This is a genomic window from Streptomyces sp. NPDC030799, from assembly GCF_055572255.1.
This window is the reverse complement of sequence record NZ_JBVIDS010000014.1, coordinates 242,489-254,880: the sequence shown is the minus strand read 5'-3', so window position 1 is coordinate 254,880 and position 12,392 is coordinate 242,489. Positions and strand designations below refer to the sequence as shown.

Below are 12,392 nucleotides of genomic sequence, written 5' to 3'. Positions count from 1 at the left end.
TTCCTCAAGCGGATCGTCGCCGCGGTCACCATGGGCCCCCGGGGAGCACGGGGCAGGGATCTCCGGGCAGCGCCTACCCTTGACCCATGACGAGCAGCACCGACCGGAGCCTGACAGTGGACGTTCAAGGATCTAAGAGTTATGAAATCCGAACCTACGGGTGCCAGATGAACGTCCACGACTCCGAGCGGTTGGCCGGGCTGCTCGAAGAGGCCGGGTACGTGCGGGCCGCCGAGGGCTCGGACGGGGACGCGGATGTGGTCGTGTTCAACACATGCGCCGTCCGTGAGAACGCCGACAACCGGCTGTACGGCAATCTCGGCCGGCTCGCGCCGAAGAAGGCCTCGCGGCCCGGCATGCAGATCGCGGTCGGCGGCTGCCTCGCCCAGAAGGACCGCGACACCATCGTGAAGAAGGCGCCCTGGGTGGACGTCGTCTTCGGCACGCACAACATCGGCAAGCTGCCCGTCCTGCTGGAGCGCGCCCGCGTACAGGAGGAGGCGCAGGTCGAGATCGCCGAGTCGCTGGAGGCCTTCCCGTCCACCCTGCCGACCCGGCGCGAGAGCGCGTACGCGGCCTGGGTGTCGATCTCCGTCGGCTGCAACAACACCTGCACCTTCTGTATCGTCCCGGCCCTGCGCGGCAAGGAGAAGGACCGCCGCCCCGGCGACATCCTCGCCGAGGTCGAGGCGCTGGTCGCCGAGGGTGTCTCCGAGATCACGCTGCTCGGCCAGAACGTCAACGCCTACGGCTCCGACATCGGTGACCGCGAGGCCTTCAGCAAGCTGCTGCGGGCCTGCGGGAGCATCGAGGGGCTGGAGCGGGTGCGGTTCACGTCCCCGCATCCCCGCGACTTCACCGACGACGTCATCGCCGCGATGGCCGAGACGCCGAACGTCATGCCGCAGCTGCACATGCCGCTGCAGTCCGGTTCGGACACGGTCCTGAAGGCGATGCGCCGCTCGTACCGGCAGGAGCGTTATCTCGGGATCATCGAGAAGGTGCGCGCCGCAATCCCGCACGCCGCGATCACCACCGACATCATCGTGGGCTTCCCCGGCGAGACCGAGGAGGACTTCGAGCAGACGCTGCACGTGGTCCGCGAGGCGAGGTTCGCGCAGGCCTTCACCTTCCAGTACTCCAAGCGGCCCGGCACCCCTGCCGCGACCATGGAGAACCAGATCCCCAAGGAGGTCGTCCAGGCGCGGTACGAGCGGCTGGTCGCCCTCCAGGAGGAGATCTCCTGGGAGGAGAACAAGAAGCAGGTCGGCCGCACACTGGAGCTGATGGTCGCCGAGGGCGAGGGCCGCAAGGACGGCGCCACGCACCGGCTGTCCGGCCGTGCTCCCGACAACCGGCTCGTCCACTTCACCAAGCCGGAGCAGGAGGTCCGCCCCGGCGACGTGGTCACTGTCGAGGTGACGTACGCCGCCCCGCACCACCTCCTCGCCGAGGGCGCCGTCCTCGACGTGCGCCGTACGCGCGCGGGAGACGCCTGGGAGAAGCGCAACGCCGCCGAGGCCGCCAAGCCGGCGGGGGTCATGCTGGGCCTGCCGAAGATCGGCGTACCGGAGCCGCTGCCGGTCGCCACGGGCTCCGGCTGCGGCTGCGACTGACCGGCCCGGCCGGCCTGGATACTTGTCGACAATTTGCACACGGGGGACGGGGACGAGCTGATGCCTCGATGGGCGCTGCTGCTGGACAAACCGCCTGGCCAGGGGCCGTACCGCAGGCAGTACGAGCTGATGGCCACCATCGACGGCACGCGCGAGGAGGCCGAGGCGCGGTTCGGGGAGCTGGTACGCCTGTATCAGCCCAGGCATCCGCGGTATCCGGTGCGGATGCGCCGGTATCGCACCGGTGACGGCTGGATGCTGGCCGGGGACGGCTCGTCCGGCGGTGTGTTCACCTACCACTTCCTGTTCACCGAGCTGGAGTGGGACTCGGGCCCGATCACCTACTGACCGCCGGCCGTCGGGCCGTCGGGCTGTCAAGGTGTCCGGGTACGTGACCGCGTACCCTGCCGATCATGCTTGTCGCCGCCGCAGTCTGTCCCTGCCCTCCGCTGCTCGTGCCCGAGGTCGCCGCGGGTGCCGCACCCGAGATGGACGCCGTGCGTTCGGCCTGCGCCGACGCGCTCGGTGTGCTCGCGGCCGCCCGGCCGGACCTCCTGGTGGTGGTCGGGACCGCCGAGCAGAGCGGGCGCGGATCGTATCCGCAGGGCACCCGCGGATCCTTCCGCGGATTCGGGGTGGACCTGGACGTACGCCTCGGGCCCGTGACGGACACCGTCGGCGAGCGCGAGCTGCCGCCGTCACTGGCCGTCGCCGCGTGGCTGCTGCAGCGGACCGGGTGGGCGGATGCCCCGATCGAGGGACTCGGTGTGGGGGAAACGCTCGCGCCTGAGCGGTGTGTCGAAGCCGGTAGGGAGATCGGCGCCCGGGCCGGGCGGGTGGCGCTGCTGGTGATGGGAGACGCCAGCGCGTGCCGCACGCTCAAGGCGCCGGGTTACCTGGACGAGCGGGCGGCACCCTTCGACGCGGAGGTCGCGCGGGCGCTGGGTGCGGCGGACGTGGCGGCGGTCCAGGCGCTGGATGCCGAGCTGGCGCACGAACTGAAGGCCGCCGGCCGGGCCCCCTGGCAGATCCTGGCCGGCGCCGCCGAGGCCGCCGACCTCACCGGCGCCCTGCTGTACGAGGACGCGCCCTACGGCGTGGGCTATGTGGTGGCGACCTGGTCCTAGCTGGTAGCTGACTTGGCAGGCTGGTCGTAGGCATCCGACCGGCCTGGTGGCCACCGGTTCCGCGGCGGCGGCACATGGCGGGGGACCTCGCCGCATGCGCGAAACGGCGGACGGCCGGGAGCGGTGTTGTGCTCCACGACCGTCCGCCGATCCCACATGCCCTTCAGGAGACTCAGGAAGCCGGTGGCGGGCCCTCCGGCCGGGTGGGGGTGGTCGGATCGCCGGTGACCGTCTGCGGGCCAGGACCCTCCTTGTGCGCGAGGCGGTCCATCGCCTCCTTGGCCTTGCCGGTGCCCGCCTGGATCCTGTCGCTGTACTTGTGCTTGGTCCGCTCGTCCACGACCTTGGCGGCCTTGTCGATGCCGTGCTGAACCTTGTCCCCGTGCTGCCGGGCGAGGTCCGACACCTTGTCCCTGGCCGGGCCGAGCTTGGCCTTCATGTTGTCCATCAGACCCATGGTCCACCTTCCCTCACGGGCGGTTACCTGCGGGCGTTCTCGCCGGCCTCGTTGTCGGCGGCTTCCTCGGCGGACTGCTGCTTGGGGATGCCCGAGCCGTCGGACGTGTCGTCCGCACCGGCGTCCGATCCGGCCGCCACGTCCTCGCTCCCGTCCCCGGACGAACCCTTCGCCTCTGCCGAACCGGCCGCCTTCGCCTCCGCCGACTCCGCTTCCGTCGCCTCGGCCCCTGCCGACTCCGCGCCGGCCTCCGCCTCGGCGACCGACGCCTCCGGAGTCGCCTTCGACCTGCCGAGGAGTCGTGCAAAAACGCCCATATCCACTCCATACGGTACTCGTGCGGGCGAATTCCCGCGTTACCCGGTGCGTACGGTTGCGCCGCCCGGGTCACCGCCTCCGGCGGACCGAGGGCGGTATCTCGCCACGGGCAACGACCAGCGACCCCACCCGTCACGTAACTCGTTCGAGGCACCGCCAGGAGGTTTGCGAGACTGGTGCGGTGAGCAGTGCACCCCCCAGCCCCCGCGTCATCGCCGTCGTCGGACCCACCGCGGCCGGAAAGTCCGATCTCGGCGTCTTCCTGGCACAACAGCTCGGTGGGGAGGTCGTCAACGCCGACTCCATGCAGCTGTACCGAGGGATGGACATCGGCACCGCCAAGCTGACGCCGCAGGAGCGCGGCGGCATCCCGCACCACCTGCTGGACATCTGGGACGTGACGGTCACCGCCTCCGTCGCCGAGTACCAGAAGCTGGCCCGCGCCCGGATCGACGCACTGCTCGCCGACGGCCGCTGGCCGATCCTGGTCGGCGGCTCCGGCCTGTACGTCCGTGGGGCCGTGGACAATCTGGAGTTCCCCGGCACCGACCCCGAAGTCAGGGCGCGCCTGGAGGAGGAGCTGGCCCTGCGCGGCTCGGGCGCGCTGCACGCCCGCCTGGCCGCCGCCGATCCGGAGGCCGCGCGCGCGATCCTGCCGAGCAACGGCCGTCGTATCGTCCGGGCGCTGGAGGTGATCGAGATCACCGGCCGGCCCTTCACCGCGAACCTGCCGGGTCATGACTCCGTCTACGACACCGTCCAGCTCGGGGTCGACGTGACTCGTCCGGAACTGGACGAGCGCATTGCGCGCCGCGTCGACCGGATGTGGGAGGCGGGCCTCGTGGACGAGGTGCGTGCACTGGAGGCGCAGGGGCTGCGCGAGGGGCGCACGGCGTCGCGCGCGCTGGGTTACCAGCAGGTGCTCGCGGCGCTCGCGGGGGAGTGCACCGAAGCGGAAGCGCGGGCCGAGACCGTCCGTGCGACCAAGCGCTTCGCGCGCCGTCAGGATTCGTGGTTCAGGCGCGATCCGCGGGTGCACTGGTTGAGTGGGGCCGTGGCGGATCGCGGGGAACTTCCGCAGCAGGCCCTGGCGTTGGTCGAACGACCGGTTACAGCCTGATCACGTCATGGCATCGGGATGCGTCGCCGGTCATCGCGGCCTTCGAGGCCGTGCCATCATCGAGCTTCGATCGACCAAGTGGAGCCTAGTTGGGAGGGCGCGTGGCGATGGAGGCCGGCCCTCGCGACACCGCACAAAGTACCGAGCACGTCACCACCAAGGGTGACGAACCGGGCCCGGCCGAGGGCCGGCTCGCCGAGGACGCCCTTGCCGAAGCCCGGCTGACGGACGACGGCCCCGACGAGACGCCGGACGGGGTGACCGACGACGGGCCGGAGCCCGAGGAGATGTACCCGGGCGGTCCGGAGGTCGAGGTCGAGCTGCGCCCGCAGCGCCGGCTGCGCCTCTGGCAGCTCGCCCCCATCGTGGGTCTGTCCGCGGTCGGCTCCCTGATGTTCGCCTTCCCGCTCGCCTTCGACTTCGGCGACAGCGGCGCCGTCATCGCCATGCTCGGCCTGCTGATCTGCTCCTGCGCCGCCGGCTGGGGCATGATGGCCGCCCGCCGCGTGGGCTACACCTGGCCGGGGCTGCCGGCACGCGGCTCGGGCCGCCGCCCCGACTGGCGGGTCGTACTCGGATATGTCCTGCTGGTGGCCGTAGTCGTGATCCTCGCCATGTGGCGCGTGGCACGGTTGCGCTGAACACACCGCGAGCCGACACGCCCCATAGGGGCGTGGGGGAACTGCGCGAGCAACCCCCGGCGGCCCGCAGTCGTGCGCAGTCCCGCACCACCCCTCGTCTCCGTCGGCCGACCCGGCACCACCCCCTGCCTCCGTCGGCCGACCCGAGCGGAGCGCTCCCGTAGGATCGAGGAATGAGCACGCGGATCGCCTTCCTCAAGGGTCACGGCACCGAGAACGACTTCGTGATCGTCCCGGACCCGGAGAACGCCCTCGACCTGAGCCCGGCCGCCGTCGCCGCCCTGTGCGACCGCCGGGCCGGAATCGGCGGCGACGGTGTGCTGCACGTGGTGCGCTCGGCCGCGCACCCGGAGGCCACGTCGATGGCGGCCGAGGCCGAGTGGTTCATGGACTACCGCAACGGCGACGGTTCGGTCGCCGAGATGTGCGGCAATGGAGTCCGTGTGTTCGCGCGCTACCTCCAGCACGCAGGACATGTGGGCGAGGGTGACCTCGCGATCGCCACGCGCGCGGGCGTCAAGACCGTCCACATCGCCAAGGACGGTGACATCACCGTCGGCATGGGCAGCGCCCGGCTGCCGGAGGGCGACGTCACCGTGAGCGTCGGCGAACGCAGCTGGCCCGCGCGCAACGTGAACATGGGCAATCCGCACGCGGTCGCCTTCGTCGAGGACCTCGCACACGCCGGCACCCTGTACGACGCGCCGCCGGTCGGCCCCGCGGGCGCCTACCCGGACGGGGTGAACGTCGAGTTCGTCGTCGATCGTGGCCCCCGCCACGTCGCCATGCGGGTGCACGAGCGCGGTTCCGGCGAGACCCGCTCGTGCGGCACGGGCGCGTGCGCCGTCGCCGTGGCCGCCGCCCGGCGCGACGGAGCCGACCCGGCCGTCACCGGCACCCCGGCCACGTACACCGTCGATCTGCCCGGCGGCCGCCTGGTCATCACCGAGCGGCCCGACGGCCAGGTCGAGATGACCGGACCCGCCGTGATCGTCGCGGAGGGCGAGATCGACGGCGAATGGCTGGAAAACGCGCTTCGCTGACCCGGCGGAATTGACGAGCAGGACGCCCTCCGGCTCCCGGATCAGCGGTTTCCCGCGAGCGAGGACGTTCCCAACCGCTGGCGGCCCAAGGGCGGTTGGCGCAATTACTAAACCTCCTTTCCGTCGCTCGAATGGGTGATCCGTTTCACGCTCGCCGAGAGGCGGTCGGTCGCACGTGGTGGGCTCGGTAGCATCAAGCACCGGCACGGACGGGGGAACGTCGCCATCCCTGAGCCGCGTACGCCCTGGGGCCCCGTCCGCCGGTCCACGAGCCGGAGGTGCCCATGAGTGCGGAGGCCACGAACCCTGCGACCCCTGGCCCGGTAGCGCCCACAGCATCCGCGGCGGCCACCGCGCCCGTGGTGCCCCGGGCGGACCGCAGGAAGTCCCGGCCACGGCTCGATCTGCGCAGACTGGGCCGGGCCGCCCTGCTCGGCCCCGCCGTCCGCGGCAAGCTGCCCGACGCGATCGGCCACGTGGTGGAGGCGCACCGCGCCCATCACCCCGACGCGGACCTCGACCCGCTGCGCCGCGCCTACGTCCTCGCGGAGTCCTCGCACCGCGGCCAGATGCGCAAGAGCGGTGAACCGTACATCACCCACCCGCTCGCCGTGACCCTGATCCTTGCGGAACTCGGCGCCGAGACCACGACCTTGACGGCCTCTCTGCTCCACGACACCGTCGAGGACACCGATGTGACGCTGGACCAGGTGCGGGAACAGTTCGGCGAGGAGGTCCGTTATCTCGTCGACGGCGTCACGAAACTGGAGAAGGTCGACTACGGGGCCGCCGCCGAGCCCGAGACCTTCCGCAAGATGCTCGTCGCCACCGGCAGCGACGTGCGCGTGATGTCGATCAAACTCGCCGACCGTCTGCACAACATGCGCACCCTCGGCGTGATGCGCCCCGAGAAGCAGGCGCGGATCGCCAAGGTCACCCGCGACGTCCTCATCCCGCTCGCCGAACGCCTCGGCGTGCAGGCCCTGAAGACGGAGATGGAGGACCTGGTCTTCGCCATCCTGCACCCCGAGGAGTACGAGCACACACGGGAACTGATCGCCGAGAACGCCGCCCGCCCGGACGACCCGCTCGCCGAGGTCGCCGACGAGATGCGAGGCGTGCTGCGCGAGGCCGGCCTCCAGGCCGAAGTCCTCATCCGCCCCCGGCACTTCGTCTCCGTGCACCGCGTGGCCCGCAAGCGCGGACAGCTGCGCGGCAGCGACTTCGGCCGTCTGCTGGTGCTGGTGGGAGAGGACGCGGACTGCTACGGCGTGCTCGGCGAACTGCACACCTGTATGACGCCGGTCGTCTCGGAGTTCAAGGACTTCATCGCCGTACCGAAGTTCAACCTGTACCAGTCGCTGCACACCGCCGTCGCCCGTCAGGACGGCCAGGTCGTCGAAGTCCTCATCCGCACCCACCAGATGCACAAGGTCGCCGAGGCCGGCGTCGTCGCCCTCGGCAACCCCTACGCCCCGGCAGCCGACGCCCCCACAGCCGACGCCTCCGCATCCGAGGGCCCCGCCGACGGCGAGCGCGTCGACCCCACCCGCCCCGGCTGGCTCTCCCGGCTGCTCGAATGGCAGCGGGCCGCGCCCGACCCCGACACCTTCTGGTCCACCCTGCGCGAGGACCTCGCCCAGGACCGCGAGATCACCGTCTTCCGCCCCGACGGCGGCACGCTCGGCCTGCCCGAGGGCGCCACCTGCGTGGACGCCGCCTACGCCCAGTACGGCGAGGACGCGCACGCCTGCATCGGCGCCCGAGTCAACGGTCGCCTGGCCACCCTCAGCACGGTTCTGCGGGACGGCGACACGGTCCAGCTCCTCATGGGCCAGGACCCGGCCTCCGAGCCCTCCCGCGAATGGCTGGAGCACGCCCACACCCCGGCCGCCCGCATCGCCATCCAGCGCTGGCTGGCCACGCATCCCGGGGGCGGCACCGGAGAGGACGGGACGACCGGCGAACGCGCCGAACCCGCCGAGGACACCGCCGCACCCCGCCCCGCGCATACGGCGGCCCCCGCCGGCGTCACCGCCCCGCCGCGCCCTGCCCCCGCCGGCGCCGCCCCGCACCGCCCCGCCGCCGGCCCCGTCACGGGAGCTCCGTCCCGCCCCCGGCGCGCCGACGTGCTCGCGGACCGCCCGGGGGCCGCCGTGCGGCTCGCCGGGTGCTGTACGCCCGTGCCGCCGGACGAGATCACCGGCTTCGCGGTACGCGGGGGAGTGGTGACCGTGCACCGGACGGAGTGCGCGGCGGTCACGGACATGAAGGGCCGGGGGCGCACGGAGATCGGCGTGCGCTGGGGAGACACCACCGAGTGCCGGGTCACGCTGGTCGCTGAATCGTTCGGCCGCCCCCATCTGCTCGCCGACCTCACCGAGGCGATCGCTTCGGCGGGCGTCGACATCGTCTCCGCCACCGTCGAACCGCCCAGCCAGCAGCGGGTACGGCACACCTACACCCTCCAGCTCCCCGACGCGGCCCACCTGCCGTCCCTGATGCGCGCCATGCGGGACGTCCCTGGCGTCTACGACGTGACCCGCGCCCAGCACCAGGCCCCGGCACCCTGAGGACCCACCCGGTGACGCTGGGCTCACCGCGCGTCGGAGCGCCGCCGTGCTGTGCGCAGAAGGCCGCCGGTCGGGACCCGTTCGGGTGGGTCGGGCGCGCGTCGCCGTCGTAGCGCCCAAGCGCCCTGGTAGCGGTGGTGCATGCCGCTCACCGCCCGCTTCAGCCGCCGTGCCCGCTCGCAGTCCCGGACCCAGCCGCGTGTCTCGCGGTACCGCAAGGCGGCCCTGCTCGCCTCCGCCGTTTCCGTCTGTCTCGTCGCCGCCGGGGCCCCGGCCAAGCCCCTCGGCGTCGGCGACCGGCTCTACCCGTACCTGGGCAACCCGGGCTACGACGTGACGTCGTACGACCTGTCGTTCACCTATCCCGGCACCAACGACAAGCCGCTCCAGGCCGTCACCACCATCGACGCCTGGACCACCGCCGACCTGGACCGGATCAACCTGGACTTCGCGCACGGCACCGTGCGGTCCGTCGAGGTCGACGGGCATCCGGCGAGTTTCACGAGCGCGGGCGAGGACCTGGTCGTCACCCCGGACCACCCGCTCGCGGAGGGCAGCTGGACCCGGATCACGGTGAAGCACACCAGCGATCCGGCCGCGGTCAAGGAGCAGGACGGAGGGTGGGTGCGTACCTCCGACGGCCTCGCCATGGCCAACCAGGCCGACGCCGCCCACCTGGTCTTCCCGTGCAACGACCACCCGTCCGACAAGGCGATGTTCACCTTCCGCATCACCGCCCCGAACGGCTACACCGCCGTCGCCAACGGTCTGCCCGCCGGGGGGCACCGGGCCGGGCGCACCACCACCTGGATCTACCGCACCCGTCATCCCATGGCCACCGAACTCGCCCAGGTGTCCATCGGCCGGTCCGCCGTACTGCACCGCGAGGGACCGCACGGGCTGCCGGTCCGTGACGTCGTGCCCAGCGCCGACGCCAAGGCCCTCGAACCGTGGCTCGCCAGGACGCCCGGCCAGATCGCCTGGATGGAGAGCAAGGTCGGTCCGTACCCGTTCGAGACCTACGGCGTGCTCCTGGCGCAGGCGTCCACCGGCTTCGAACTGGAGACACAGACCCTGTCGCTCTTCGAGAAGAACCTCTTCACCGAGTCCTCCCTGCCCCGGTGGTACAAGGAGTCGATCATGGTGCACGAGCTGTCCCACCAGTGGTTCGGGGACAGCGTCAGTCCGCGCACCTGGTCCGACGTCTGGCTGAACGAGGGGCACGCCACCTGGTACGAGGCGTTGTACGCCGAGGAGACCGCCCACCGGTCCCTGGCGAACCGCATGAAGGCCGCGTACGCCGCCTCCGACAGCTGGCGCGAGGCCGGCGGCCCGCCCGGCCTGCCCAAGCCGCCCTCCCCCGGCCAGAAGATCGGCATCTTCCGGCCCAACATCTACGACGGCGCAGCGCTCGTCCTCTACGCCCTGCGGCAGGAGATCGGCCGGCCGGCCTTCGAGCGACTGGAGCGGGAATGGGCCCGCACGCACCGGGACTCCACGGCCACCAGCGCCGACTTCGTCCGGCTCGCGTCGACGGTCTCCGGCCGTGACCTGGGCGGTTTCTTCCAGGCCTGGCTGTACGGCGAGAAGACACCGCCGATGCCCGGCCACGCGGACTGGAAGGCCTCGGACCCCGCCAAGTCGGGCAAGCCGGACCGGAAGGCGTCGGGCGCGGGCAAGGCGCCGAAGGCGCACGGGAAGGCATCGGGGCAGGCCAGGGCGCCGCAGTCGCACCGGAAGCCGTCGGGGCCGGTCGGGACGCAGAGGCCGGCCAAGCCGATGGCCGGGCGATAACACGGTGACGGGACGTGCCGCCGCGTGCGACCATCTTCGGGTCGGCGCGAGACGGGACACGGGAATCTCCCGGGGTACTCGAGCGTTGACCCATCAGCGGCCCGGCAGGACCGTGTACCGACGCCGTAACGGCATCCCATCGACGTAAGGATCCAATGACCTCCTCTTCTTCCCCTTCCCAGGACACCAAGCGCCTCGCGCACGCCTATTCCGAGGGGCTTCGGGCCGATGCCCTGATGGAAGAGGACGTCGCCTGGAGCTACGAGATCGACGGCGAGCGGGACGGAGAACAGTTCGACCGCTCGGAGCGCGCGGCGCTGCGCCGTGTGGCGGGCCTGTCCACCGAGCTGGAGGACGTCACCGAGGTCGAGTACCGACAGCTCCGCCTGGAGCGGGTCGTGCTCGTCGGGGTGTGGACCACGGGCACCGCGCAGGACGCCGACAACTCCCTCGCGGAGCTGGCGGCCCTCGCGGAGACCGCGGGCGCGCTCGTGCTGGACGGCGTCATCCAGCGCCGTGACAAGCCCGACGCGGCCACGTACATCGGCTCCGGCAAGGCTCAGGAGCTGCGGGACATCGTCCTCGAAACGGGCGCGGACACTGTCATCTGCGACGGTGAGCTGAGCCCGGGCCAGCTGATCCAGCTGGAGGACGTCGTCAAGGTCAAGGTCATCGACCGTACGGCCCTGATCCTGGACATCTTCGCCCAGCACGCCAAATCCCGAGAGGGCAAGGCGCAGGTCGCGCTCGCGCAGATGCAGTACATGCTGCCGAGGCTGCGAGGCTGGGGTCAGTCGCTGTCCCGGCAGATGGGTGGCGGTCGCGGCGGCCTGGCCACGCGTGGTCCCGGTGAGACCAAGATCGAGACGGACCGGCGACGGATCCGCGAGAAGATGGCCAAGATGCGCCGGGAGATCGCGGAGATGAAGACCGGCCGTGAGATCAAGCGCCAGGAGCGCCGGCGCAACAAGGTGCCGTCGGTCGCCATCGCGGGCTACACCAACGCCGGCAAGTCCTCCCTGCTCAACCGCCTCACGGGCGCCGGCGTCCTGGTCGAGAACGCCCTGTTCGCGACCCTGGACCCGACCGTCCGCCGGGCCGAGACCCCGAGCGGCCGGCTGTACACGCTGGCGGACACCGTCGGCTTCGTCCGGCACCTGCCGCACCACCTGGTCGAGGCGTTCCGCTCCACCATGGAGGAGGTCGGTGACTCCGACCTGATCCTGCACGTGGTGGACGGCTCGCACCCGGCCCCGGAGGAGCAGCTCGCCGCCGTGCGCGAGGTCATCCGGGACGTCGGCGCCACCGACGTGCCCGAGATCGTCGTGATCAACAAGGCGGACGCGGCCGACCCGCTGGTCCTGCAGCGGCTGCTCCGGGTCGAGAAGCGCTCGATCGCCGTCTCGGCCCGCACCGGCCAGGGCCTCGACGAGCTGCTCGCCCTGATCGACAACGACCTGCCCCGCCCGTCGGTCGAGATCGAGGCGCTCGTGCCCTACACGCACGGCAAGCTCGTCGCCCGCGCCCACACCGAGGGCGAGGTGATCTCCGAGGAGCACACCGCGGAGGGCACCCTGCTCAAGGTCCGGGTCCACGAGGAGCTGGCGGCGGACCTGGCGCCGTACGCTGCGGTCTCGGCGGCCTGACCACGCTCATGCGGAAGGCCCGCCCCCTTTCGAGAGGGCGGGCCTTCGTGCGTGCCG

11 protein-coding genes are annotated in these 12,392 nt (G+C 71.7%); 9 read left to right on the top strand and 2 right to left on the bottom strand.

Annotation, left to right across the window (positions count from 1 at the left end; translation table 11 throughout):
- Nucleotides 1–86 precede the first annotated feature (86 nt).
- The 3 genes from miaB (at nucleotide 87) to ACZ41I_RS31985 (ending at nucleotide 2,743) form a co-directional block, all read left to right on the top strand.
- Nucleotides 87–1,616, top strand: a complete 1,530-nt coding sequence (miaB, locus tag ACZ41I_RS31995) for a tRNA (N6-isopentenyl adenosine(37)-C2)-methylthiotransferase MiaB (RefSeq protein WP_363218030.1) — start codon at nucleotides 87–89, stop codon at nucleotides 1,614–1,616.
- A 60-nt stretch (nucleotides 1,617–1,676) separates the two neighbouring features.
- Nucleotides 1,677–1,964, top strand: a complete 288-nt coding sequence (locus ACZ41I_RS31990) for a hypothetical protein (protein WP_468515698.1) — start codon at nucleotides 1,677–1,679, stop codon at nucleotides 1,962–1,964.
- A 65-nt stretch (nucleotides 1,965–2,029) separates the two neighbouring features.
- Nucleotides 2,030–2,743 (top strand): class III extradiol dioxygenase subunit B-like domain-containing protein, encoded by a 714-nt coding sequence (locus ACZ41I_RS31985; RefSeq protein WP_468515697.1) that lies wholly within the window; start codon nucleotides 2,030–2,032, stop codon nucleotides 2,741–2,743.
- A gap of 172 nt (nucleotides 2,744–2,915) precedes the next feature.
- Here the strand turns inward: ACZ41I_RS31985 and ACZ41I_RS31980 are convergent, their stop codons facing one another.
- Nucleotides 2,916–3,200 (bottom strand): antitoxin, encoded by a 285-nt coding sequence (locus ACZ41I_RS31980; RefSeq protein ID WP_363218033.1) that lies wholly within the window; start codon nucleotides 3,198–3,200, stop codon nucleotides 2,916–2,918.
- A gap of 23 nt (nucleotides 3,201–3,223) precedes the next feature.
- The gene (locus tag ACZ41I_RS31975; RefSeq protein ID WP_363218034.1) at nucleotides 3,224–3,517 is read right to left on the bottom strand and encodes a hypothetical protein; all 294 of its coding nucleotides are present in this window, start codon (nucleotides 3,515–3,517) and stop codon (nucleotides 3,224–3,226) included.
- 182 nt (nucleotides 3,518–3,699) lie between these two features.
- Between ACZ41I_RS31975 and miaA the strand changes: the two genes are divergently transcribed.
- The 6 genes from miaA to hflX all read left to right on the top strand — a co-directional run bounded on the left by miaA (nucleotide 3,700) and on the right by hflX (nucleotide 12,335).
- Nucleotides 3,700–4,638 carry a tRNA (adenosine(37)-N6)-dimethylallyltransferase MiaA gene (gene miaA / locus ACZ41I_RS31970; RefSeq protein WP_468515696.1) on the top strand — a complete coding sequence of 313 codons (939 nt, stop codon included), beginning with the start codon at nucleotides 3,700–3,702 and terminating at the stop codon, nucleotides 4,636–4,638.
- 107 nt (nucleotides 4,639–4,745) lie between these two features.
- A complete protein-coding gene (locus tag ACZ41I_RS31965) occupies nucleotides 4,746–5,279 on the top strand; it encodes a hypothetical protein (RefSeq protein ID WP_399772583.1) in 534 nt (177 codons plus the stop codon).
- A 173-nt stretch (nucleotides 5,280–5,452) separates the two neighbouring features.
- Nucleotides 5,453–6,322, top strand: a complete 870-nt coding sequence (gene dapF, locus ACZ41I_RS31960; RefSeq protein WP_399772496.1) for a diaminopimelate epimerase — start codon at nucleotides 5,453–5,455, stop codon at nucleotides 6,320–6,322.
- A 284-nt stretch (nucleotides 6,323–6,606) separates the two neighbouring features.
- Entirely contained in the window at nucleotides 6,607–8,895 is a 2,289-nt protein-coding gene (locus ACZ41I_RS31955) for a RelA/SpoT family protein (protein ID WP_399772494.1), read from the top strand.
- A 141-nt stretch (nucleotides 8,896–9,036) separates the two neighbouring features.
- Entirely contained in the window at nucleotides 9,037–10,689 is a 1,653-nt protein-coding gene (locus ACZ41I_RS31950; RefSeq protein ID WP_468515695.1) for a M1 family metallopeptidase, read from the top strand.
- Nucleotides 10,690–10,844: 155 nt separating this feature from the next.
- A complete protein-coding gene (gene hflX, locus ACZ41I_RS31945; RefSeq protein WP_468515694.1) occupies nucleotides 10,845–12,335 on the top strand; it encodes a GTPase HflX in 1,491 nt (496 codons plus the stop codon).
- Nucleotides 12,336–12,392 lie beyond the last annotated feature (57 nt).